Source organism: Phytopseudomonas dryadis (genome assembly GCF_004327355.1).
Classification (GTDB): domain Bacteria; phylum Pseudomonadota; class Gammaproteobacteria; order Pseudomonadales; family Pseudomonadaceae; genus Aquipseudomonas; species Aquipseudomonas dryadis.
The window spans coordinates 228,276-251,090 of the sequence record NZ_QJUM01000004.1 but is presented as its reverse complement, the minus strand read 5'-3'; the positions used below and the strand labels follow the sequence as shown (position 1 = coordinate 251,090).

Sequence of the window (22,815 nt, the reverse complement as noted above, 5' to 3'; positions counted from 1 at the left end):
TTGCGCAGCGCGCTAGAATGCGCGCGTTGAAGCAATGAGCGAGTCGACGTGATCAGCCTGCGTCCGCGGCCAAGGGGCTTTCACCTGGTAACCGATGAACTGCAGGATGCGTTACCGGAACTGGCGAGCTACCGGGTGGGTCTGTTGCACCTGTGGCTGCAGCACACGTCGGCATCCCTAACCGGGCGTCCCTGAGCATCAACGAGAATGCCGATCCGGCCGTGCGCCGGGACTTCGAGCGGTTCTTCAATCGTCTCGTCCCCCAGGACGTCGATGGATTCGAGCACTGCGACGAAGGCCCGGACGACCTGCCGGCGCATTTCAAGGCGAGTCTGCTGGGCGTTCAGCTGCAGCTGCCGATACACGATGGGCAGTTGGCTTAGGGTCTATTGACGTTTCAGCACGACCGCGCCGGAGCCCGTTGTGCCGCGAGGCAAGGCACGAGACGCGAAGTTTGGTGTTCCAAATGAGCGTCGAGAAACGTAGCATTCGCGGCAAAACGGGCCCGGCCCTGCGGGTTGCGCGAAAAATCTCGCCATGCGTTGTTGGAGGACTTGGCAAGGGAACGCCATTCCCGGCGTCCTCCGCCTAGCCTGGCGAGATTTTGCGCAGCAACGCGGCTTGCGCTGAAACGTTAACAGACCCTAGCACCTGGCAGGGGATTTACCTCGGCGAGCATCGCGAGCATGGCGGATCTCGGGGGGTGTTGGCGACCTTGCAGGGTACGGCGAATTGAATTTTTTCCGCTCGCCCGGTCAACACCGGGCGACTGGGCTATAACTAACCTGCTTTTCGCAAGTCATGAGGTTGAACATGAGCGACGAAGATCTGGAACAAGACGAGTTGGAAGGGGCTGACGAGGACGAGGGCGAAGAGCTGGCGGCAGCGGACGGCGAAGTCAGCGATGACGACGGCGATGCCGATGTTGCCGCGCCCGGCAAGAAAGCCAAGGCCAAGGCCGTAGAGGTCGAGGAACTGCCGAGCGTCGAAGCGAAACAGAAGGAGCGTGATGCCCTGGCTCGTGCCATGGAAGAGTTCCTGTCGCGCGGTGGCAAGGTGCAGGAGGTGGAGCCCAATGTGGTATCCGATCCGCCCAAGAAGCCGGACAGCAAGTACGGCAGCCGCCCGATCTGATAGACCCGAACGCCACAGGCAAAAGCCCGCCTCTCCAGGCGGGCTTTTGCGTTTATGCGGTGGCGGTTCCAGGAGCGATCGCCGCTAAAGCGCCTCCCACGGAGCTGGCTTCGAGTTTGCAGGAGGGGCTTCAGCCTCAGGCCGTAGGATGGGTGCCAACCCATCAATTATCGATGGGTTGGTCGGGGCTTCAGTCGCGCTGCCTTTCAGCCCCAGCGCTCGAGCAGGGCCGGCAATTCGGCGAGGCGGCGGATCTGCGCGTCGGCCGCGCTGGCGCCGCTCCAGGCTTTGTCCTGGGGGTTGAACCAGACCGCGCGCAGGCCGGCGGCCTGGGCGCCGGCGATGTCGTCGCCGGGGTGGTCGCCGATATGCACGGCCTGGTTTGCGGCGATGCCGGCGCGACTGAGGGCTTCCGCGAAGGGCCTGGGGTCGGGCTTGCCGACACCGAGCTCTTCGGCGCACAGGGTGAAGCTGAAGTAATCGGCCAGGCCGAGACGGCGCACGTCGGCGTTGCCGTTGGTGATCACGCCCAGCTGGTAGCGGTTGGCGAGCCGCTCCAGGGTGGTGACGGTGTCGGGGTAGAAGGTGATGGCGTGGCGCGCCTCGAGCATGGCCTGGAACGCCCCTTCGGCCAGCTGCGACGCCTCGTCCTCGGCATAGCCGATGCCCTGCAGCGCGTGGCGCAGGGTACGCCGGCGCAATTCGCTGAGGCGGTACTTGAGGGTGGGCTCGCCTTCGAGCAGGCGCCCGCGGATCTGGCCCAGGTGTTCCACCGGCAGGGCGGCCAGCCGTGGCGCGTGTTCGCCGAGCCAGTCGCGCATCGCGCTTTCCGCGCCGGCGATCACCGGGCGGTTGTCCCACAGGGTGTCGTCGAGGTCGAAGGTGATCAGGCGAATACTCATGATTCCTCGGCTTTGCGGCGTTTGGCCCGCGGGTGGGCGCTGTCGTAGACACTGCTCAGGTGCTGGAAGTCCAGGTGCGTGTAGATCTGCGTGGTGGCGATGTCGGCATGGCCGAGCAGTTCCTGAACGGCGCGCAGATCCTGGGAGGACTCGAGCATGTGGCTGGCGAAGGAGTGGCGCAGCATGTGCGGGTGAACGTGCTGGCCCAGCTCGCTGATGCCGGCCTGGCGCACGCGCAGTTGCACGGCGCGGGGGCCGATACGGCGCCCCTGGCGGCTGATGAACAGGGCGCCGTCCGGCGGGTTGGCCAGGGTGCGCAGGGGCAGCCACTGCTGCAGCGCCTCGCGGGCCTTGCGGCCCACCGGCAGCTCGCGGGTCTTGTTGCCTTTGCCGCGTACCCGGACCAGCCCGGCGGGCAGGTCGAGGCCGTCGAGATCCAGGGCGACCAGCTCTGACAGGCGCAGCCCGGAGGAATAGAACAGTTCGAGCATGGCCTGATCGCGGCGGGCGATGAAATCGTCTTCCAGGGCGCCGTCGAGCAGTTGCGCGGCCCGGTCGGCATCCAGGGTCTTGGGCAGACGGCGCTCGCCCTTGGGCGGTGTCAGGCCGCTGGCCGGATCGTGGCGGCAATGGCCTTCGCGGATCAGGTAGCGGTACAGGCCGCGTGTCGCCGAGAGCAGACGGGCGAGGCTGCGCGCTGACTGGCCGTCCATGTGCAGGCGCGCGACCAGACGGCGCAGGCGCGCGGCGTCCAGCGCGGCCCAGTCGTCGAGTTGTTCACGTTCGCAGTAGGCCAGCAGCTTGTTCAGGTCGCGCCGGTAGCCGTCGAGCGTGTGCACGGAAACCTGGCGCTCGCTGCGCAGGTGTTCGAGGTAGGCGTCAAGGCTAGCTGCAAGCTTCAAGCTTCAAGCTCCAAGTAATGCGATGTGACAGCGCTTTTGCTTCAACTTGACGCTTGTGGCTTGAAGCTTGCCGCTGCTTCAGCGTACGGAACGCAGCGGTGTGGCGAAGCGGGGCAGCACGCGTGCCAGCACCTCGGCGATATAGCCGAGGAACAGGGTGCCCAGCGAGCTCTTGTAGTGCTGGGCGTCGGCGCTGCCGATGGCCAGTACGCCGTGCAGGCCCTGGTAGGACAAGGCCACCACGGCGGCCGAGCCGACCTCGCCAGCGGCCTCGCCGAACAGGAAGTTCAGTTCGTGCTCGCGCAGGACGCCGCAGATGGTCTTGCCGCCGGCGAGCAGGCCGCCGATGGCCTGGTGGGCTTCGGCGCTGCTGACCGTGCGGCCGACCGGCAAGGGCGTGTCACTGAACAGGATCAGGCCGACGAAGGGGACCTGGAATTCGCTGCGCAGGCTGTCTTCCACGCAACTGACCACTTCCTCGAGGCTGGTGGCATCGAGCAGGTCGAGCACCAGGCGGCGGGTCTTGTCGAACAGGCGGTCGTTGTCGCGGGCGACGTCCATCAGTTGCGACAGACGGTGGCGCATCTCGATGTTGCGCTCGCGCAGCAGTTTGACCTGGCGTTCGACCAGCGACACGGTGTCGCCACGCTGGTGCGGAATGCGCAGTTCGGGGATCAGCTCGTCGTGGTCGATGAAGAACTCGGGGTGCAGGCGCAGGTAGGCGGCGACCGTTTCCGAGTCCAGTGGCTTGGGCGAATCCTGCTGGTCAGTCATAGGCGAACCTGTCCTTCATACACACGAACCGCGGGGCCTGTCATCATAACGGGCTGGCCCGGGCCTGCCCACTCGATGGACAGCTTGCCGCCGGGAAGTTCCAGCTGTACGGGCGAGTCCATCCAGCCCTGGCGGATGGCCGCCACCGCGGCGGCGCAGGCGCCGGTACCGCAGGCCTGGGTCTCGCCAGCGCCGCGCTCCCACACGCGCAGGCGGCCACGCTGGCGGTCGATGACCTGCAGGAAGCCGACATTGACCCGCTGTGGAAAGCGCGGGTGGTGTTCCAGCTTCGGCCCCAGCTCGTGCACCGGGGCGCTGTCGACAGCGTCCACGCGCAGCACGGCATGGGGGTTGCCCATGGAGACCGCGGCTAGCTCATGGGCCTGGCCTTCGACCTCGACGCTGTAGCTCAGGGCCTCGCTGTCGGCCACGAACGGGATTTCCTCCGGTGCCAGGCGCGGCGCCCCCATGTTCACGGTGATCAGGCCGTCGGCGCGGACGTTGAGCTCGATGATGCCGCCCTTGGTTTCCACGCGGATCTGCTTCTTCACCGTCAGGCGCTTGTCCAGCACGAAGCGGGCGAAACAGCGCGCGCCATTGCCGCACTGCTCCACTTCGCTGCCGTCGGCGTTGAAGATGCGGTAGCGGAAGTCGACGTCCGGGCGCTGTGGCGGCTCGACCAGCAACAATTGGTCGAAGCCCACGCCGGTGTGGCGGTCGCCCCACTGCTTGGCGTTCTTCGGCTGGATGTGGGCATGCTGGCTGACCAGGTCGAGCACCATGAAGTCGTTGCCCAGGCCATGCATTTTGGTAAAGCGCAATAACATCGGCATCACTCCGGCAGGCGGCTTTCGCCCGCGAAGAGTTCGGCGAGCGTTTCCCGACGGCGTACTTCGAAGGCCTGTTCGCCATCCACCAGCACCTCGGCGGCGCGGCCGCGGGTGTTGTAGTTGGAACTCATGACGAAACCATAGGCGCCGGCCGAACGCACGGCCAGCAGGTCGCCCTCGGCCAGGGCCAGCTCGCGCTCCTTGGCGAGGAAATCGCCGGTCTCGCAGATCGGCCCGACGATGTCGTAGCGGCGCCTGGCGGCATCGCGCGGCTGTACCGGCACCACGTCCATCCAGGCCTGGTACAGCGCCGGGCGGATCAGGTCGTTCATCGCCGCGTCGACGATGGCGAAATCCTTGTGCTCGGTGTGCTTGAGGTATTCCACGCGGGTCAGCAGCACGCCACCGTTGGCGACGATCGAGCGGCCCGGCTCGAAGACCAGGCTCAGATCGCGCGCGCCGAGGCGCTCGCGTACGGCGCCGATGTAGTCGCCGGCTGCCGGTGGCTGCTCGTCGCGGTACTGCACGCCGAGGCCGCCGCCCAGATCCAGGTGGCGGATGCGGATACCGCGCTCGCCGAGCCGGTCGATCAGCGCCAGCAGGCGGTCGAGGGCATCGAGGAAGGGCGGCAGGCTGGTCAGCTGCGAACCGATGTGGCAGTCGACGCCGATCACCTCGAGGTTGCCCAGCTCGGCGGCGCGGGCGTAGACCGCTTCGGCATCGGCGATGGCGATGCCGAACTTGTTCTCTTTCAGGCCGGTGGAAATGTACGGGTGGGTGCCCGCGTCCACGTCCGGGTTGACCCGCAGGGAGATCGACGCGGTCTTGCCCAGCTCGGCGGCGACCTGCTGCAGGCGCTCCAGTTCGTCGCTGGACTCGACGTTGAAGCAGTGCACGCCGACCTGCAGCGCGCGGCGCATGTCGTCGCGGCTCTTGCCGACGCCGGAGAAGACGATGCGCGACGGCTCGCCGCCGGCGGCCAGGACGCGCTCCAGTTCACCCCGGGAAACGATGTCGAAGCCGGCACCCAGGCGGGCCAGGACGTTGAGCACGCCGATATTGGAGTTGGCCTTGACGGCGAAGCAGACCAGGTGCGGCATGCCGGCCAGGGCGTCGGCGTAGGCGCGATACTGCGCCTCGATATGGGCGCGCGAGTAGACATAGGTCGGCGTGCCGAAACGCTGGGCAATGGCGGACAACGCCACACCTTCCGCGAACAGCGCGCCGTCGCGGTAGTTGAAGGTGTTCATGGGGCGTCCTTATTCGTCTTGCGCTGGCGCGGACTGGGTGTCGTCCGGCAGGTACAGCGGGCCTTTCTGGCCACAGCCGGCGAGCAGGGTGGCGACGGCGACGAGCGCGACGAGGGCAGTGAACAGCCGCTTCATGGTGGAATCCTTGTAATAAAGCATCATTGTCCGGGAGTATACCGGCCCCCCGGCACCTTGCCTATGCGCCAGGATTCCCGTCCGGCGGGGCTTTGCCGCGTGCCGCCGGTCTGCGGCCTCATGCCGGGCGGGTGCGATGAACGGCATCGTGCCGCCTGATCCGTCCCTGTCCGCCGCCGCTCGGCATGCTCTGGCGCGCAGCCTGCAGCTCGCTCCGCGCACTTTTGCAGCGGCGCCTGCGGCAAGCCGGGTTATCCTGCTCGCCACTGCTGGACGAGACGCGGCGGCAAGGGTTGCTGCATTATCTGCGCGATCCGGCTCTGCGGCCGGGCGAAATCGGCTTGCGTGCCGGCGGCAGCGAGTCGGGCGTTGCGCCGTTGCACGGGCCACTTGCTGTGAGCCGATCCGTTCTTTCGATGGTGCTGAATTTTTCTTGAGGTAAGTGCAATGAGTTTGAGCGAAGCCCGTTTCCACGACCTGGTCGACGCCACGCAGCAGGCGGTAGAGGACATTCTCGACGACAGCGACCTGGACCTCGACCTGGAGAACTCCGCCGGTGTACTGACGGTTCGGTTCGACAATGGCTCGCAACTGATCTTCAGCCGTCAGGAACCGATCCGCCAGTTGTGGATGGCTGCCCGCTCCGGCGGTTTCCACTTCGACTACGACCAGGCCAGCGAGCGCTGGATCTGCGACAGCAGTGACGAGCAACTCGGTGAAATGCTCGAGCGCATCGTCTTCGAACAGTCCGGCGCGCACCTCGAGTTCGAAGAACTCTGAGCCCGGCGCCGGGCCATCCGTACCCCGGCCGGGGTACGGATGAGCCGGCCTTGTTTATTTGAGTGACTGTGGTACGGTCGAGGAAACCTACGCAAAACCCCGTCGTTCAGACGGGGTTTTGCTTTATTGGCGCCCAGTAAAGGAGACACGCACGTACCATGACCAGTACACCGCCCATCACCATCACCCGTACCGACTTGCAGCGTCTGGAACAACTGCTCGACAGCCTGGACGATTTCGGGCCGGGCGCCGTGGCGCTGCAGGCCGAGCTGGATCGTGCCGACGTGGTTGGCCATGACCAGGTGCCGGCCGGTGTGGTGACCATGAATTCCCGGGTGCATTGTCGCGAGGAGAGCAGCGGCAAGGACTACCACCTGACCCTGGTCTTCCCGCAGGATGCCGGCGCCGAAGGCACCGTTTCGATCCTCGCCCCGGTCGGCAGCGCCTTGCTCGGCCTGAGCGTCGGCCAGCACATCGACTGGGCCGCCCCCGGTGGCAAGTTGCTGAAACTGACCCTGCTGGCCGTGGAATACCAGCCGGAAGCGGCGGGTGAGTACGCGCGCTAGGGAGCGTCTGTGTCCGGCCGTTGGTAGGCGACGTTTCACCAGCGTGGCCCGACCTGTCCACCGCTCTGCAATTGCAATGGTGGATGAAAGAATCTTCGGCTACGCGCCCCAATCCACCCTACGCGCCCTGTGACTGTGGGAGGGGCTTTAGCCGCGATGGGATCGATAAAGCGCGAAGAGCTCGCGGCTAAAGCCCCTCCCACGAAAGCAAGTTCGTAGGATGGGTGGAACCCATCGATATGCCGATGGGTTCCACCTACGCGGCCCGACCCATCCTACGTCCGCTTGCGCCTTATGGCCGCATCCCGCATTGCGCGTGTTCCGTTCGCCGTCTCAGGCGCATCGGCCACCTAGGCCGGAGCGTTCTCCAGGCTGGCCGGTTTGCAGTCCGCTGTGCATTCCTGGAGGTCGATACTGCGCTCGAACAGGCGCTGTACCGCGGCTTGGTGGCTGACACCGATCAGGGTGCAGTGCGGCAGGCGCTGGCGCAGGCGTTCGAGCAGGCGGCAGGCCGCCTGTTCGTCGAGTTGGTTGGTCGCTTCGTCGAGGTACAGGGTGTCCGGGCGGTAGAGCAGGGCGCGGGCCAGGGCCAGGCGCTGCTGTTCGCCGCCCGACAGTTCCCGCGCCCACTCTGCCTCACGTTGCAACTGGTTCTGCAAGTGATCCAGGCCGACATCCGCCAGGGCCTGGCGCAGCTCTGGCTCCGCGGGTATCTGCAGCGCCGGGTAGGCCAGCAATCGATCCAGCCGGTCGCTGGCCAGGTAGGGCTTCTGTGGCAGCAGCAGGCTGCGCCCGCCGGGCAGTTGCCAGGTGCCGCGATGATGGGGCCAGAGCCCCATCAGGGTGCGCAGCAGGGTCGACTTGCCCAGGCCGCTGGCGCCGGCCAGGTGCAGCCATTCGCCCGGGCGGGCATGCAGCGCCAGACCGCATAACAGTGCTTCGCCATTGGGTCGCAACACGTCCAGCCCGCAGGTGTTGAGGATTTCGCCGCGACCGAGTTCGATCGGCTGCAGCTGTTCCAGGGCCCGCTGGAACTGGCCGAGGCGCTGCACCGTGGCGCTCCATTCGGCCAGGGTCCGGTAGGAGTTGATGAACCAGCTCAGCGATTCGCGTACCGCGCCGAAGGCCGTGCGGATCTGCATCAGCCCGCCAAGGGTGATGGTCTTGGCGAGAAAGGCGGGCAGGGCGAGAAACACCGGCACGATCAGGCTGACGCGGTCGTAACCGACGGTGAAGGTTCCCAGCTTCAATTCGCGGCGCATCAGCGCTCGCCAGTTGTCGGCAATCGCGGCGAAGCGCAGGCCGAGGCTGTGGCGCTCGGCCTGTTCCCCGTCATACAGGGCGATCTGTTCGGCATGCTCGCGCTTGCGCAGCAGGTCGGCGCGAAAGGCCGCCTCGCTGCGCTGGCGCTCGTAGTTGAGGCCGTGCAGCGGTCGCCCCAGCCAGTGGGTGGCCAGGGTGCCGACCAGGGTATAGAGGAGTACGGCCCAGACCAGGTAGCCGTCGAGGGTCAGGCTGTAGCCGCCGAGGGTGAAGGTCTGGGTGCCGGACAAGTGCCAGAGAATGCTGACGAAGGCGCCGAGCTGCAGGGTGTTGATGAACAGCGAGACCACCAGGCCGACGGTCTTGTCGGTCAGCAGGTAGGCATCCTCGGCGATGCGCTGGTCCGGATGATCCGGCTCGCCGTTCAGCCCCAGGCGGTAGTAGCGGCGCTCGCCGAGCCATTGCGCGAGCAGGTGCGCGTTCAGGTGCTGGCGCCAGCGCAGGATCAGCGCCTTGGTCAGCCAGTTCTTGGCGACGATCACGCCGACCAGCGCGGCGATGGCCATGGCGTACTGGCCCATCAGGCCGAGCAGCGCCTGGCCGTCGAAGGTCGCCAGGGTGTCGTAGAAGGTCTTGCTCCATTCATTGATGTAGACGTTGACCTGGACGATGCCCAGGCCCATGGCGAACACCCCGCCGAGCAGGGCCCAGCCCGGCCAGCCGGCGCGACTCAGCCAGAACGGCCGGGCCAGGGCGAAGAAGGTGCGCAGCAGTTTCATCGCACCGCCTCCGCTTGTTGCGGCAGAACGCGCAGCAGCACGCGGTTTTCCGTGACGAACAATTGCCGGGCCAGGCCTCTCATCGCCTCCAGTTCGAGGGCGGCCGGCAGGTCGCGCTGCTCGCTGAGGTAGCGCGGATCGCCCCAGGCGCGCTCGCTGAGCACCAGGCGGTGCAACTGGCTGGTCGGGTCCTGGCGCCGGCGCTGTTCCTGGCGGGCCAGTTCGGCGCGCAGCGGGGCGATAGTGGCTTCGTCGAGGTGGTCGGGCAGGCTGGCCAGGGTCTGGCGGGCCAGTGCCCACAGTTCATCGAGGCGCCGCGGATCGCTGCTGAAGTGCAGTTCGCTGTCGATGCGCTGGTATTCGGGGCTCAGCTCGCTGTCGAATTTCAGCCGGTAGACCCCGGCGGCTTCGCCGCGTAGCCGCTGTTTCAAGTGGCTGTTGGCAATCTCGCGCAGCGCCGCGACCCGCGCGGCATCGCCGGGATTCCAGGGGCGGGGCCGGAAGCTGCTGGCGTAGAGGCTGGCCCGCGGCTCGAGGGCGATGGCCAGGACCGCCTGGCGGCGACCGGGCTGGCGCTCCGGCTGTGCACTGCTCAGCGCCTGAGCACGGGGGATTCCGGCCAGGTAGCGGCGAACCAGAGGTTCCAGTTCGGTCGCCGGCAGGTCGCTCATCAGGTAGTAGGTCACCGGGGCTGCGGCCTGGCGTCGCCAGTCCTGTTCCAGGGTGGCGCGCTGCAGGCCATCGATGGCCTCGGCCGTGGGGCTCTGCCAGTCTTCACGGCCCTGTTTCAGTTGCCGCCAGGTGGCGTCCTGTTCGCTGCGCACACTGTCGCGTTGACGCGACAGCCGCTCGCGCAGGTCGTCCAGGGCCGCGCGATAGGCCTGCTCGTCCAGTTCGTCGCGGGTCTGCCGCAGCTGGTACAGGGCCAGCAGGCTGGCCAGCTGTGCGGGGTTGGCGCTGCCGTTGGCTTCCAGGCGCCGCGGGCCCTGCTCGAAGGACAGCTGTACGCCTTCGCTTTGTCGCCAGGCCCGTAGCTGCTCGTCGCTCCAGCCGGAAGGCGGTGTCTGCAGGGCCAACTGATTGGCGATCTGCGCCCGCCACGGCAACGCGCCCTGGTGCATGAAGCCGGCGCTGGAATCGACGCGCAACTGCGCCTTGCCGTCGAGCCCGGGGCGGCGCAGCCAGACCAGGCGGTCGCCGTTGCTCAGGTGCCAGTGCTCGACGCCCTCGGTGGCGAACGTGCGACGCTCGCCGATGCTGCCGCTCGGCGCCGTGGCCAGCAGCTCGGGGGGCTGCGCTTCGACCTCGGCACGCGGCGCCTGCGGTGCTTCCAGCCTGGCCTGCGACCAGTGCTGCCAGCGCTGCTCGACGGCCGCTGCCGACGGCAATGGCAGCGGCGTATCGCCCGGGGCGCTAAGTTGCAGGACGCGGTCGCGGCTGTTCAGCCAGTGCCTGATGCGCTGCTGCAAGTCGGCGGCGCCGATGCTGTCCAGGTTGGCCAGGGCATGGCGGGCGATGTCCCGGGGATCCTGCAGCACGCGTTCGGCCAGGGTGGCGTCGTTGAGCTGGCGTACCCAGCCGTCGAAGTCACGAGGTTCGGGCGTTGCCAGCATGCGCTCGGCAATCCGGCGGATCTCGCCTTTGGCCGCCTCGACGTCTGCGGCCAGCAGATCATGCCGATACAGGCGCTGCCGTTCACGCAGCAGGCTATCCAGGGCCACGTCGTGGTGCTGCCCGTCGACCCCGGCGGCCAGCGCCAGGACCCCGCTACGCCGGCCGATCTGGGTTTTCACCGCGGTCAGGCTGCTGACACCTTCTTCTCGAGGCTGGTGGCGCAACTGGCGCGTGAGCACGGCCAGGGCCAGGCGATCGATCAGCCGCTCGCGGCTGGCGGCCAGATCCTGCTGGCGGCGATCGGTTTCCTGGAAGCGAAACAGCAGGGCGACCTGGTTGCTGCCGCTCTGGCTGTCCTGCACGCGAAACACCTTGAGCCGTCGATCCAGTGGCAGCTCCAGCTGTTCGCGCGGGCCCAGCGCAGCCGGAGCCGCCTGGCCGAAGACCTGCTCGATCTGGCGCCTCATCTGCTGGGGAGCGAAATCGCCGACGATGTTGAGCACCATGTTGTTCGGCCGGTACCAGCGTTGCTGGAAGGCCTGCAGGGCGGCCAGTTGCGCCTGCTCGATGGCCTTGCGGTTACCGATGGTGCGGTGCGCCGGGTAGCGCGAGCCGGTGCGCTGGGCGGCGGTGCGCTGGGCGTTCATGCGCTGGGCCACGCCGAGGCCGCCCCGCCATTCCTCGATGACGATGGGGCGCTCGCGGTCGAGGTCGGCGGCACTGTAATCCGCGGCGAACACCAGATCGGCCAGGGCCTGCAGGGCCAGCCCGGTGTGCACGTTGCCTTCGGGCGGGCTGAACAGATACTGGGTGCGGTCGTAGCTGGTCACCGCGTTGTAGTGGCGGCCCTGCTGCCAGCCGGCCTGCTGCAGGCGTTGGCGTACATCGAGCGGATCGCCGCCATGACTGTAGAAGGCCAGGTGCTCGAGCATATGGGCGACGCCGACCTGATCGTCGTCCTCGTCCACCGATCCCGCGTGCACTGTCAGGCGCAGATCCAGTCGCCTGGGTTGGGCGTCGCTGCGCACCAGGTTGTATTGCAGGCCATTGGCCAGTTCGCCGCGGATCACGCGTTCGTCCCAGCGCAGTGGCGTGTCGGGCGGCGGCGGGCTGGCGCAGGCGCCGAGCAGCAATGCGCCGAGCAGACCCGCCAGCCTGCTTGTCCAGGTACCCGCCATCAGAATTTGTAGCCGACTTCGAGCCAGTACTGGCGGCCTGCCTCGTAGGAGGTGTAGTTGGTGCCGCTGCGGCTGTAGGAGGTGCGGTTGATCTTGTCGGCGACGTTGGTCACGTCGACGGCGACGAACACCGATTGATCCTTGCCGGTGGGCAGTTCCCAGTGGACGCGGGTGTCCCAGGTCGGTGCGGCCTTGACCCGGTAATTGGCGTAGAGCTCGTAGATGGAGCCGTCGATCTCCACGGTGTCGTCGGTGCTGTAGAGCTGGTCGTAGGCACCGCGGTAGCGGAAGAAGTTGCTCCAGGTCAGATGCAGCGCGGGGATTTCCGTGATGCTGGTCAGGCGCAGCGTCCAGGGTCGATTGAAGTCGGCGGTCGGTAGTTCGCTGTAGCGCATGATCGAGCCGTCGTAGACTACCTCGTTGTCGACGAATTCGTTGTTGTCGACGATGCTCTCGTAGTTGCTGTTGGCGTTCAGGGTTCGCGACCAGTCGGCGGCGAACTGGAAATTGGTGCGGCTGCCGGCGAGGTTCAGGGTCGGTTGCGGGGTGATGGTCAGGCTGACGTTGTCGCTGTCGCTGCGCCCGGCATTGGTGTAGGTGTAGTAGTTCCTGGCGTAGGTGACGTTATCGCCCTGACCGAGTCCCGCGGTGCTGCCGTAGGCACGGACCACCTGGTCGCGTCCGTAGCGGCGTACGTAGCCGAGGCGGAAGTCGGTATCCAGCCAGCGTTGCTCGATGGCCAGCGACAGTTCGTCATCGTAGGGGATGTTCAGCGAGGAGAACTTGTTGGTATTGGCCTGGCTGGTCATGGTCCATTGCCCGGTGGCGCTGGTGCGGGACATGGTGGTGTTGAGGGCCTGGCGGCCGTCGGCCAGGCGGTATTTGAACAGGTTGCGTCCGTAGTAGCGATTGGCGCCGGCGGTGAGGATGGTGTTGCGGTCGTCGAAAACGTCATAGCTGGCGACGAAGCGCGGTGCCAAGGTCTTCTTGTCCATGTAGTCGTCGCCCTCGAAGCGCAGCCCTGGGCGCAGGGTCAAGCGGCCCCAATGCAGGCGGTCCTGCAGGTACAGGGCGTACTTGTTCTCGCTGGCCTCGATCTTGCCGGCGGCGTAGAGCACCTTCAGGCTCGAGTACTGACGGGTGTTGCCGTTGAGCTGGGTGCCGATCGAGCAGAGGTCGCTGACGCCGTTGCAATTCGTGCCGTTGTCACGGCGGAAGCCCGTTGTTCCTGAAGCATCGGTCGGACGCTCCCACACGGCGTCCTTGCTGGACAGCTCCAGACCGCTGGTGAAATTGTGCTCGCTGCCCAGCAGGAACAGTGGCTGCCAGTCGGCCTTGAGGCTGTATTCGGCCCCGCGTTGTTCCTGATAGATGTCGCCGAAGCTGCCCTCGGCGCTGCGTGCGGTCGTGCTGCCGGGATAGCCCCAGTTCTTGCTGGCCGAGTAATACCAGTTGATGTAGTGGTCGGCTTCGGCCTTGCGCGAGTTTTCCACTTGGGTCAGCGCCAGCTTGTGCGTCCAGGTTGCCTGGTCGCCTTGCCATACGGCGTTCAGCGAGCCCTGCCAGCCGCCGCTTTTCAGGTTGAAGCCGGAATTGAGGCGGCTGCGTACGAAGTGGTAGTTGTCCTGGGGCGCATAGACTAGCGAGGTATCCAGGCTCAGTCGCTCGTTGACGTTCCAGTAGGTCTTGAGCAGGTAGTTGTCGATGCGTCGCGTCTGATCCTTCTTCTCCGATAGGCCCGGGCTGACGTAGCCGCTTTCGAAACGATACTGCGGGATGGTCGAGCGCTTTTGGGAAAAATGGAAAATGGCGCCGAAGTCGTCGGTCAGGTGGCCTTCGAGGGTGCCGCGCACGGTGGTCTTGAGGAATTCCGGCTGGTACTCGCCGGTGCTCGGATATTCCCAGCTGTCCGCGTCGTCATCGTCGATGTGGTAGCTGGTCCACTCCGAACGGGTCATGGAGGCCGACAGCTTGCCGTGCAGCTCCTTGCTGGGACGGCGGGTCACGGCGTCGATCACGCCACCGTTGAAACCGCCGTATTCGGCCGGCACGTTGCTGTCGTAGACCTTGACCTTCTCCAGCAGGTCGGCGTCCAGGGCGATGCCATGGGAGCGGCCGGGTGCGCCGTCGTAGGCCTGGATGCTGCCATAGGTGTGGTAGCCGGGGTCGAGGTCGTTGTTGATGCTGATCCCGTCGATCATGAAGTTGTTCTGATAGTAGCGGGCACCGTTGATACTGATATCCGCCGGGTCGATCTCGCCGGGAGTGTTGCTGCTCTGCTGCTGGCCGCTGAACTGCACCGCGGGATGCATCTTCAGCAGGGTGGTGATGTCGCCGTTGGCGCCGGGGAAGGCCTGGATGGCGCGGCTGTCGATGGTGGTTTCGCCAGGGAACTGGTCCGCCTCGCGAGCCAGCACCACGGTGTTGCCCAGTTCCAGCGCGGCGCCGTTACTCAACTCCGCCGTGGCGCGGAAGGTCACCAGGCCCTGTTGGTAGTCCCAACTGACGCCACTGTCGGCGAGTAGCCGCGCCAGCGCCTGTTCGCTGCTCATCTGTCCGTGTACCGCATTACCACGCAGGTTGCCCACCAGGCTCGCATCGACGCTGACCTGCAAGCCGCTCTGCTGGGCGAAGGCGATCAGCGCGTCGGCCAGGGGCTGGGCGTCGATGGCGAAGCTGTGCTGGCGCTGCAGCAGGGTGCTGCCGGGGTTGGGCGCTTCCTGGGCATGGCTGGGCGACAGGGGCAGCGCGCCGCAGAGGCCGAGAAGCCCCAGGCCGATGGCCCGGCCCAGTTTCTGGGGGGCGGTGGAAGGGCGTTCGAGTCGCTGCGACTGCTTGTTCATGAGGTTCCCCGAGTGGGCCAACGACCCAATATGAAAGCTAATGCGAATCCGTATCGATTCGGCTCCGGGGCAATGACGCGCTGGCTCGATGAATTTTCAGAAATTCATGAATTATTTTTCAGGGGAGCGAGTGCAGCCTGGCTTATTCGGCGTTGCGACCGATCACCCGTAGCCAGGGCGTCCAGGTGCGGACTTCGCCCTGATAGGGCTGGATCACCGCGCGCAGGGCGGCGTCAGGGTCACGCAGGTCGTAGACGCCGGTGACCCGCTGCTCGCCGAGCTGGGCATCGCGTAGCGTCAGCTGGCCCGGCAGGTAGGGACGCAACTCGTCCAGCACATCGGCGATGCGTGCGTCCTTGACCACCAGTTGCCCCTGCTGCCAGGTGGCGATCTGTGCGACGGGCAGGCTGTCGCGGGTCAGCGCATGGGTGTCGCTGCGCCAGCGCAGGCGTTCGCCCTGGCCCAGGGCTTCGGCCAGGGTGGTGCTGCCGTCGGTCACGCGGACCGAGCCATGTTGCACGGCCACGGCGAGTTGCGTGGGGCGGATGCTGACGTTGAAGGCGGTGCCGGTGACGGTGATACGCAGGTCCCTGGCCTGTACGGTGAAGGGGCGCGTCTCGTCAGCCGTTACCTCGAAGAAGGCCTGGCCGGCGAGCAGGCGTACCTCGCGCTGGCCGGCGGCGTACGCCACGGCAATCGCCGAGGCGCCGTCCAGCCGCACACGGCTGCCATCTGCCAGTTCGACCGTGCGCTGCTCGCCCTGGGCGGTGCGGTAGTCGCTCTGGTAGGCCAGGTAGCCCGACGGTGCGATGAACACCACCAGGCAGGCGGTGAGGGCGCCGGCCAGCAGGGCGTAGCGGTGCCGGCGGCGTGGCCGCCCAGGTCTGGCTGGAATGGCCGCCGCGGGCAACGCTCCCGGCGTGTCGGCAGGGGCCTGTTCCTGCTCGGCGGCCTGCGCCATGCCGGTCAGGCGCCAGACCCGTTCGGCCTTGCGGTAGGCTTCGACATGGCTGGCGTCGGCGGCCAGCCAGGCGGCCAGACCGATGCGCAGGTCGGCATCCTCGGGGCTCTGCTGGATGCGCAGCAGCCAGTCCAGTGCAATGTGTCTGAGGTTGCCGTGCATGGGCGCCTTGGCGTGGGTTGGACGAGGTGCAGAGGGTCGCACAGAGTCAATGCTCTGAGCAAAGGACGTATCACACGGTGGATTTTTCAGAGGATCTTCAGGCATTGGCCTGCTCCAGGCGGTCGGCGCAATGACAGAGCGCCTGATGCACCAGTTGATGGGCCAGGCCCACCGAAATGCCCAGGGTCGCGGCGATGTGCTGCAGGGTGTGCCCGCCCAGGCGGTGCATTTCGAAAGCCTGGCGCGTACGTGCGGGCAGTTCGTCGAGGGCGGCGTTGACGATGCGCAACTCGTCGCTGCTGCTGGCCTGTTGCTCCGGCCCCGGCGTCTGGTCGGAGAGTTCCTCGAGCAGGGCTTCGCCGCCAGGCTGGCGGCGTTCGGTGGCGAGACGGCGGGTCAGGTCGAAGGCCAGGTTGCGGACGATCCGATAAAGGTAATTGAGCGGTTTGTCGATCACTACCGCGTCCTGCCCGTGGCCATTGAAGCGCAGCCAGGCTTCCTGCACCACGTCCTCGGCCCTGGCCCGGCAGCCGACGATGGGGGTGGCGTAGTCCACCAGGGCGGCGCGGTGGGCGAGATAGAGTTCGAGCTTGGTCACGATGGAGGCATCCATAGCCCGGATACGAGGCGTTCCTGGGCTTTGGATCTATTTTGCTATGAAATGAGAATTGTTATCAAATTTGTCTGGCGTATGCCTCCCGCGATCGGCTGAACGGGGCGCGCGCGGGGGCCTGGAGGCGATCCTCCCGCCGATCCGGCCATCACAACGTCTCGAGGAAAGCCCGCAAGGCGAGCAACTCATCGCCATTCAGGCCGAGTGCCTGGAAACGTTCAGACGTGCGCGGGAACAGCGGATCCTTCTCCATGCCGGGAGCAGGCAGGGGGCGTGGCATGCCGGCGTTGTAGACGTTCAGCACGCCCATCAGGTCGGCGAACAGGCCGTTGTGGAGCCAGGGACCGGTACGGCTGACCAGTCGCAGCGACGGGGTGCGGAAGCGTCCGACATCCTCCGCCTCGCCTGTCACTTCGTAACGGCCGAGATCCTGATACTGGCGACCGTAGTAGGTCATGCCGGCGTTATGGAAGCGATCGTCGCTCAATGACGGGCCGAAGTGGCAGTTCATGCAGCGCGCCCGGGTGCGGAACAGGTGCAGGCCGTGCAGTTGCCGGTCGCTGAGCTGCTCGTGGCGCCCGTGCAGGAAGCGTTCGAAGCGGGTATTGCGTGCGACCCTTACCAGGCTGCGTTGGTAGGTGGCCAGGGCGGCGGCTATCTGCCCGGCGTCCAGAGGGCGCTTCGCGAAGGCTTCGGCGAACAGGCCGGGATAGTCTCCGCTGGTGCGCAGGCGCTCGACCAGTTCATCCATGCTGAAGGCCATTTCCAGCGGATCGGCCACCGGCATCGACGCCTGGGCTTCCAGGCTCGCTGCCCGGCCATCCCAGAACAGCGCCTGGCTGAAGCCGCTCATCACCACGCTGGGCGCGTTGCGCCGGCCTGCGGCGCGGTCGTGGCCGAAGGACACCCGGCGGCCGTCGGCGAAGGCCAGGTCCGGTTCGTGGCAGGAGGCGCAGGCGATCTGCCCGGAACGCGACAGGCGCGGATCGAAGAACAGCTTTTCGCCCAGCGCGGCCCTGACTTCGCTGAACGGGTTGCCGGCCGGCGACGGCGCACGCTCCGGTAGCGGCCCGAGCTCCTGCCAGGCCACGTCGGCATCGACATGGGGCGCCGGCCAGTGTTGCGGCGGCTGGCTGTAGACCAGGCGCAGGCAGGCGTGGTCGCTTTCGCCCAGCGATTCGGCGGCCAGGCGTTGCCGGCAGTCGTCGGCCTGGGCACCGGCTGACCAGGGTGCGGCGATCAGCAGCAGGATGAGGAGCAGGTTGCCGATGTACCTTGTCGTGCGGTAACTCCAGGGTGCGCCCGGCTCGGTGCCAGCCTGCGCAACAAGGGTCGGGATCAAAAGCGGTAGCCAATTTCCACCATGAACTGGCGGCCTACTTCGTAGGTGGGGATATCGCTGCTGCTCAGGTTGTTCACCACGACCTTGTCCAGCAGATTGCTCACATCCAAATTGACGAAAGCTGCCTGGCTGCCGCCGAGGGGGAGCGCCCATGCCAGCCGGGTATCCCAGACCAACGACGAGCCGTAGGACTGCTCTGCCCAGACATCGACAGGGGTGCCCTGGTAATTGATGTTATCGCCGGTATCCGCGATACGCCGGTAGCCGTCCCGGTGGCGCAGGAAATTACTCCAGGTCAGATTCCACCATGGTATCTCGGTAATGGTCGTGAGGCGAAGGGTCCAGGGGCGGTTGAAGTTGTTCGCCGGACGCTCGGAATAGCGTATGAATTTGCCCTCGTACTGAATGATGGGATCCAGCAACAGTGTTTCGCTGACGCTGGTGGCGTAGTCGGTATGTGAGCTGGTGACGTCGGTCCAGTCCACGGCCAACTGGCCGCTGGTACGTGTTCCCCACAGGTTCAGTTCCTGTAGTGGGGTCAGGGTGAAGGTGTAGACATCCGTTTCGCTTTCGCCACGATTGGTATAGGTGTAATAGTTGTTGGTCAGCTCGGTCAGGTCTGTGGAGGGCTGACCCAGATAGCGTCCCTGGGTACGGATGATCTGGTCGCGGCCCTTGCGGTTGACGTATTTGACCGCAAACTCGGTGTCCCACTGGATATGGCTGAGGCCCAGGGTCAGCTCGTCGTCGTAGGGAATGTCCAGCTGACTGAATTTGGTCGAGTTGACCGATCTGACAGGCGCGCCCCAATCGCCGACGATGCCATTGCTGATGGTTCGGGCCCGGTAGGACTCCAGCGTGGCGCGGCCATCGTTGAGGCGGTAGGCGAACAGGTTGCGTCCGTAGTAGCGGTTGACCCCGCCGATCAGACGGGTTTGTCCGTTGCCGAAGAAGTCATATTCGAAGGCGAAACGGGGTGCCAGGGTCTCCTTATCCATGTAGTCGTCGCCATCCAGGCGCAAACCGGGGCGCAGGGTCAATTTGCCGAGGGTGATTTCATCCTGCAGGTAGACGCTCCAGGATTCACTATCGATTTCGATCTTGCCGGCATCGTAGGTGTACTGGCGCCGGAATGCCTGTGCGTCGGTGCCGAACTGGGGGGTGTAACCGACCGAGCACCATTCGTTCTCGGTGCAGGCGCTGGCGCCTGTGAGGAGGCTACCGTAGCTGAAGCTTTCCAGGCGCTCGTAATAAGCGTTCTGCTTGTTCAACTCCAGGCCTGTCTGTACTTGGTGTTCGCTGCCCAGCAAGTGGAAGCTGTTCCAGTCGGCATTGAGTGTGTAGCCGTAACGGGTCTGGCGCTGTTCGATGTCGCCGTAGCTGCCTTCCGAGGCCAATATCGTGGAGGGGGTGGAGGCGCTCCAGTTGGTGGTTTCCGACCAGCGCCAGCCTTTGTAATAGTTTTTCTCGCTGTCCCGGGAGTTTTCCAGGCGGCTCCACGAGAAGGAATGGCTCAGGCGGGCATAGGCCGTTTGCCAGTTGACCCGCAAGGCGGCCATGTCTCCACCGGAGTCGATGTCGACCATGGAGTCCTTGCTGTTGGTGATGAAGTAGCGGTTGGTTTGTGGCGCATGGGTCAGGCTGAAATCGATATCGAGGTTATCCGATGCTTTCCAGACCCCTTTGAGGAAATAGTTGTCGATCCGCCGTTCCTGATTCTTGTCCATGCCGTCTACGGGGTCGGTGTAGGTGCTGGGGTTGTATCCCTTGAGAGGGATTTCCGACGTCTTGCGCGAGAAGTTGGCCAGCAGGCCGAAATTCTCGGTCAAGTGGCCCTCGAGCGTGGCCCGGGTGATCAGCTTTTCGAATTCAGGTTGGTTCGACGCGTTGGTGGAGTTTTCGAAATCTTCTTCCTGGCTGTCGTCGATATGGTATTGCGTCCATTCGGAGCGCGCCATTTGTACGGATACCTTGCCGTGTAACTGCTTGCTCGGCTTGCGCGTGTTGGCTTCCACCACGCCACCGTTGAAGCCGCCATAGGCCGCCGGCACGTTGCTGTCGAGAACCTTGATTTCCTCCAGCAAGTCGCTGTCCAGCGCCAGGCCCTGGCTGCGCCCGGGCACGTCGGTCATGCTGGTTGCATTGCTCGCTACCGGGTCGATGTCATTGTTCATGCTCATGCCATCGACCAGGAACAGGTTCTGCCAGTATTTGGCGCCGTTGATGCTGATATCGGCCGGATCGATCTCGCCGGGCGTCTTGCTGCTCAACTGGTTGTCGTTGAACTGCACGTTGGGGTGGGTTTTCAGCAGGCTGGTGATGTCGCCATTGCCGGCCGGCAGGGCTTCGATGGTCCTGCGCCCGATGACGGTTTCGCCCTGGTACAGCATGGCCTGGCCACGCACCTGGGTGCCCTCGAGTTGCAGGACGCCGGAGGAGGGCGCTTGCGCCGCGCCTTCCAGCAGCAGGGCATTGTGCGCCGTATAACGCCAGACGATATCGCTGCCCGCCAGTAGCCGGCTCAAGACCTGCTCGGTGTTGAGGGCACCCTGTATGCGGGGGGCCTGGTGGCCCGCGAGAATCTGGCTGTCGACGCTGATCTGCAGGCCGGACTGCTGGCCGAAGGCGAGCAGGGCGCTGGAAAGCGGTTGGGCGGGAATATCGTAATCGCGGACGGTTTCATGGGCCGACGCCGGGGCGCTGGTGGCCGGTTCGGCCGCGCTGCTCAGGGTGGGCAGGCCCAGCAGCAGCAACAGGCTGGAGCCTTTCAGCAGGCGTCGCAAAGGTGTACGCGGCGGAAGCGCTTTGGTCGTCATGGTTGGATCCCCGGATGGGGCGCACAAAGGGGTGCGCCAATGAATGCAAATCGATATCAGTCTCTTTCGATGAGCAAATAACGAACGGGGGAGCGCTATTTCCAGAAGATCGTGAAATATTTCTCCAGGCATGCCCGCCACCCCTGAAAGAGCGGACAGGCAGGTATCCGGGGGCGCGGGGTCAGCGCCCCGAAACGATCAGCAGGTAGGGACCCCAGCTGCGCAACCTGCCGCCCAGGGGCTCGATGGCCACTTGCAGAGCCGTGTGGGGCGCGCGCAGGTCGAGGCTGGCGGTGATGCGCCGCGAGGCCAGGGCTTCGTCGTTCAGCAGGATGAGCCCGGGCTGGTAGCGGCGCAGTTCGTCGATCACCTCGGCGAGAGGACGGTCGTCGATCAGCAACTGCCACTGTCGCCATGCGGCAATCTGGTTGAGCGGCAGTGTGTCGCGTTGCGCGTGCGCCGTGTCGCGTCGGTAGCGGATGCGTTCCCCGGGCCGCAGTTCGGCGACCGCCTCGGGCTGGCGCAGGTCGCGGACCTGGACCGAGCCGCTCTGCACGGCCACGCTGATGTCGCGCGAAGCCAGGCTGACATCGAACGCGGTACCGGTGACGGTGACCTGGATATCGCCCGTGCGAACCTTGAAGGGGCGGTGCGGATCATGGCTGACGCTGAAGAACGCCTGTCCTTTCAGCAGTGTCACCTCGCGGCTGCTATCTGTGAGGTGTACGTCGATGGCGCTGTCGCTGTCCAGGTCGATCAGGCTGCCCTCTGCGAGGGCGACCTGCCGGTGTTCGCCCACGGCACTGGCATGGTCCGCCGCGAGGCTTTGCCAGTCGGGGAAAATCGCTAGGGCCAGGCAGGCGGCGAGGGCGCCACCAGCGAGGGCGCGCCAGGCTCGGCGGTTTCCGCGCGAGGGCGAGCGGACAAGACTCGGTACAGGCGGGGTTGGGGCCGGCGCCGTGTGCGCGAGCTTGATGTCGGCGGTCATGCGCCAGACTTTTTCCGCCTTGCGATAGGCGCACGCATGCGCGTCGCTCTGCGCCAGCCAGGCGGCCAGGGCCGCGCGCAGTTCGGCGTTGTCCGGTTCCGCCGAGAGACGCAGCAGCCAGTCCAGCGCCGCTTCCCAGACGGGATCGCCGCTCAGCCGCGGCATGCCGGGCTGATCCTGGCTGGCGGACGAGGTGGGTCTAGGATCTGGCAACAGAAGGTTTCCCGTAGAAGAGTCGCGAAGGCTCGGGGCAAAATGGCGAACGGCGTTGTCCCGGTTCCGTCTGCCCGGTTTTCGCTGGAGCCGAAAAGCGCATTCTTCCAGATATCGACCCTGTCGGGTAAGGCGTGGCCGGGTGCGGGAGGCGCTGTGTGCATTCAGTCGTCATCGCCCAATTGCTCCGCGCAGTGGGTCAGGGCATCCCTGACCAGTTGATGGGCGAGGCTGACGGAGATGCCGAGCCGTGCGGCGATGTCCTGGAAGGTCAGCCCAAGCAGACGGTGCATGTGGAAGGCGCTGCGGGTGCGTTCGGGCAGTTGTGCGAGCGCCTCCTGCAGAACCCGCAACTCGTCCCGATAGAGCGCTTCGCGCTCCGGCGAGGGGGTCGGTGCGGCGAGCTCGTCGAGCATCTGGTCGCCGTCTGGCTGGCATTTTTCCAGGGTCAGGCGGCGATTCAGGTCGAGCGCCAGGTTGCGCACGATACGGTACAGATAGCCGACCGGTTGGCTCAGGGGCTGGTTATGCGGGCTTCTGCGGTTGAAGCGCAGCCAGGCTTCCTGGACCACGTCCTCGGCCTGGGCGCGGCAGCCGACGATGGGTGCGGCGTAGTCCACCAGGGCGGCGCGATGGGCGAGATAGAGTTCGAGGTTGTCGCTGTGTTCGGGCACGACTGCCACTACCGATGACTGCGGGTATGGGACGACCCCTTGGGGTGTGCGCTATCTTAGCGCTTGTTGATAATCATTATCAAATGTTGCGCGTGC

At 65.8% G+C, this 22,815-nt stretch carries 18 protein-coding genes and 1 pseudogene; 4 read left to right on the top strand and 15 right to left on the bottom strand.

What is annotated here, in order from left to right:
• Window positions 1-48 precede the first annotated feature (48 nt).
• Window positions 49-380 (top strand): annotated as a pseudogene (locus DNK34_RS05285) (secondary thiamine-phosphate synthase enzyme YjbQ); the annotation flags it as partial.
• A gap of 433 nt (window positions 381-813) precedes the next feature.
• The gene (gene sutA, locus DNK34_RS05270) at window positions 814-1,134 is read left to right on the top strand and encodes a transcriptional regulator SutA (protein ID WP_131177235.1); all 321 of its coding nucleotides are present in this window, start codon (window positions 814-816) and stop codon (window positions 1,132-1,134) included.
• A 206-nt stretch (window positions 1,135-1,340) separates the two neighbouring features.
• Here sutA and DNK34_RS05265 read toward each other — a convergent pair whose 3' ends face one another.
• From DNK34_RS05265 to lptM, 6 genes are all read right to left on the bottom strand, one after another.
• Window positions 1,341-2,036, bottom strand: a complete 696-nt coding sequence (locus DNK34_RS05265; protein WP_131177236.1) for an HAD family hydrolase — start codon at window positions 2,034-2,036, stop codon at window positions 1,341-1,343.
• Complete coding sequence (xerC, locus tag DNK34_RS05260; protein WP_131177237.1) at window positions 2,033-2,938, bottom strand: tyrosine recombinase XerC; 906 nt, start codon at window positions 2,936-2,938, stop codon at window positions 2,033-2,035. The genes DNK34_RS05265 and xerC overlap by 4 nt, the downstream gene beginning before the upstream one ends.
• Before the next feature lie 78 nt (window positions 2,939-3,016).
• Window positions 3,017-3,712: a DUF484 family protein gene (locus DNK34_RS05255; protein WP_131177238.1), complete on the bottom strand. Its 696-nt coding sequence runs from the start codon at window positions 3,710-3,712 to the stop codon at window positions 3,017-3,019.
• Window positions 3,709-4,539, bottom strand: coding sequence for a diaminopimelate epimerase (gene dapF, locus DNK34_RS05250; protein WP_131177239.1), 831 nt, complete (start codon window positions 4,537-4,539; stop codon window positions 3,709-3,711). Before dapF ends, DNK34_RS05255 begins: the two co-directional genes overlap by 4 nt.
• 5 nt (window positions 4,540-4,544) lie before the next feature.
• Window positions 4,545-5,792: a diaminopimelate decarboxylase gene (gene lysA, locus DNK34_RS05245; protein WP_131177240.1), complete on the bottom strand. Its 1,248-nt coding sequence runs from the start codon at window positions 5,790-5,792 to the stop codon at window positions 4,545-4,547.
• 9 nt (window positions 5,793-5,801) lie between these two features.
• Window positions 5,802-5,927, bottom strand: coding sequence for an LPS translocon maturation chaperone LptM (gene lptM / locus DNK34_RS05240; protein WP_131177241.1), 126 nt, complete (start codon window positions 5,925-5,927; stop codon window positions 5,802-5,804).
• Between the two features lie 447 nt (window positions 5,928-6,374).
• Here lptM and cyaY point away from each other — a divergent pair, with 447 nt between their 5' ends.
• The gene (gene cyaY, locus DNK34_RS05230; RefSeq protein ID WP_131177243.1) at window positions 6,375-6,707 is read left to right on the top strand and encodes an iron donor protein CyaY; all 333 of its coding nucleotides are present in this window, start codon (window positions 6,375-6,377) and stop codon (window positions 6,705-6,707) included.
• Between the two features lie 158 nt (window positions 6,708-6,865).
• Window positions 6,866-7,273, top strand: a complete 408-nt coding sequence (rnk, locus tag DNK34_RS05225) for a nucleoside diphosphate kinase regulator (RefSeq protein WP_131177244.1) — start codon at window positions 6,866-6,868, stop codon at window positions 7,271-7,273.
• A 350-nt stretch (window positions 7,274-7,623) separates the two neighbouring features.
• Here rnk and DNK34_RS05220 read toward each other — a convergent pair whose 3' ends face one another.
• The 9 genes from DNK34_RS05220 to DNK34_RS05180 form a co-directional block, all read right to left on the bottom strand.
• Complete coding sequence (locus DNK34_RS05220) at window positions 7,624-9,315, bottom strand: ABC transporter ATP-binding protein/permease (RefSeq protein ID WP_131177245.1); 1,692 nt, start codon at window positions 9,313-9,315, stop codon at window positions 7,624-7,626.
• Entirely contained in the window at window positions 9,312-12,107 is a 2,796-nt protein-coding gene (locus tag DNK34_RS05215) for a M16 family metallopeptidase (RefSeq protein ID WP_131177246.1), read from the bottom strand. The genes DNK34_RS05220 and DNK34_RS05215 overlap by 4 nt, the downstream gene beginning before the upstream one ends.
• The gene (locus DNK34_RS05210) at window positions 12,107-14,950 is read right to left on the bottom strand and encodes a TonB-dependent receptor (RefSeq protein ID WP_131177247.1); all 2,844 of its coding nucleotides are present in this window, start codon (window positions 14,948-14,950) and stop codon (window positions 12,107-12,109) included. Before DNK34_RS05210 ends, DNK34_RS05215 begins: the two co-directional genes overlap by 1 nt.
• Window positions 14,951-15,092: 142 nt before the next feature.
• Window positions 15,093-16,073, bottom strand: a complete 981-nt coding sequence (locus DNK34_RS05205; protein WP_242675105.1) for a FecR family protein — start codon at window positions 16,071-16,073, stop codon at window positions 15,093-15,095.
• 97 nt (window positions 16,074-16,170) lie between these two features.
• Window positions 16,171-16,686 (bottom strand): sigma-70 family RNA polymerase sigma factor, encoded by a 516-nt coding sequence (locus DNK34_RS05200; protein ID WP_131177249.1) that lies wholly within the window; start codon window positions 16,684-16,686, stop codon window positions 16,171-16,173.
• Between the two features lie 148 nt (window positions 16,687-16,834).
• Window positions 16,835-18,028, bottom strand: a complete 1,194-nt coding sequence (locus DNK34_RS05195; protein WP_242675374.1) for a cytochrome-c peroxidase — start codon at window positions 18,026-18,028, stop codon at window positions 16,835-16,837.
• Window positions 18,025-20,844 carry a TonB-dependent receptor plug domain-containing protein gene (locus DNK34_RS25675; protein ID WP_131177250.1) on the bottom strand — a complete coding sequence of 940 codons (2,820 nt, stop codon included), beginning with the start codon at window positions 20,842-20,844 and terminating at the stop codon, window positions 18,025-18,027. Before DNK34_RS25675 ends, DNK34_RS05195 begins: the two co-directional genes overlap by 4 nt.
• A 181-nt stretch (window positions 20,845-21,025) precedes the next feature.
• The gene (locus DNK34_RS05185; protein ID WP_131177251.1) at window positions 21,026-21,997 is read right to left on the bottom strand and encodes a FecR family protein; all 972 of its coding nucleotides are present in this window, start codon (window positions 21,995-21,997) and stop codon (window positions 21,026-21,028) included.
• A gap of 212 nt (window positions 21,998-22,209) precedes the next feature.
• Window positions 22,210-22,719 (bottom strand): sigma-70 family RNA polymerase sigma factor, encoded by a 510-nt coding sequence (locus tag DNK34_RS05180; RefSeq protein ID WP_131177252.1) that lies wholly within the window; start codon window positions 22,717-22,719, stop codon window positions 22,210-22,212.
• Window positions 22,720-22,815 lie beyond the last annotated feature (96 nt).

Bases quoted from the DNA above. Each gene is read 5' to 3' on its own strand.
- sutA (WP_131177235.1), top strand. From the start codon at position 814: ATGAGCGACGAAGATCTGGAACAAGACGAGTTGGAAGGGGCTGACGAG.
- DNK34_RS05265 (WP_131177236.1), bottom strand. From the start codon at position 2,036: ATGAGTATTCGCCTGATCACCTTCGACCTCGACGACACCCTGTGGGAC.
- DNK34_RS05255 (WP_131177238.1), bottom strand. From the start codon at position 3,712: ATGACTGACCAGCAGGATTCGCCCAAGCCACTGGACTCGGAAACGGTC.
- dapF (WP_131177239.1), bottom strand. From the start codon at position 4,539: ATGTTATTGCGCTTTACCAAAATGCATGGCCTGGGCAACGACTTCATG.
- lysA (WP_131177240.1), bottom strand. From the start codon at position 5,792: ATGAACACCTTCAACTACCGCGACGGCGCGCTGTTCGCGGAAGGTGTG.
- lptM (WP_131177241.1), bottom strand. From the start codon at position 5,927: ATGAAGCGGCTGTTCACTGCCCTCGTCGCGCTCGTCGCCGTCGCCACC.
- cyaY (WP_131177243.1), top strand. From the start codon at position 6,375: ATGAGTTTGAGCGAAGCCCGTTTCCACGACCTGGTCGACGCCACGCAG.
- rnk (WP_131177244.1), top strand. From the start codon at position 6,866: ATGACCAGTACACCGCCCATCACCATCACCCGTACCGACTTGCAGCGT.
- DNK34_RS05220 (WP_131177245.1), bottom strand. From the start codon at position 9,315: ATGAAACTGCTGCGCACCTTCTTCGCCCTGGCCCGGCCGTTCTGGCTG.
- DNK34_RS05215 (WP_131177246.1), bottom strand. From the start codon at position 12,107: ATGGCGGGTACCTGGACAAGCAGGCTGGCGGGTCTGCTCGGCGCATTG.
- DNK34_RS05210 (WP_131177247.1), bottom strand. From the start codon at position 14,950: ATGAACAAGCAGTCGCAGCGACTCGAACGCCCTTCCACCGCCCCCCAG.
- DNK34_RS05205 (WP_242675105.1), bottom strand. From the start codon at position 16,073: ATGCACGGCAACCTCAGACACATTGCACTGGACTGGCTGCTGCGCATC.
- DNK34_RS05200 (WP_131177249.1), bottom strand. From the start codon at position 16,686: ATGGATGCCTCCATCGTGACCAAGCTCGAACTCTATCTCGCCCACCGC.
- DNK34_RS25675 (WP_131177250.1), bottom strand. From the start codon at position 20,844: ATGACGACCAAAGCGCTTCCGCCGCGTACACCTTTGCGACGCCTGCTG.
- DNK34_RS05185 (WP_131177251.1), bottom strand. From the start codon at position 21,997: ATGCCGCGGCTGAGCGGCGATCCCGTCTGGGAAGCGGCGCTGGACTGG.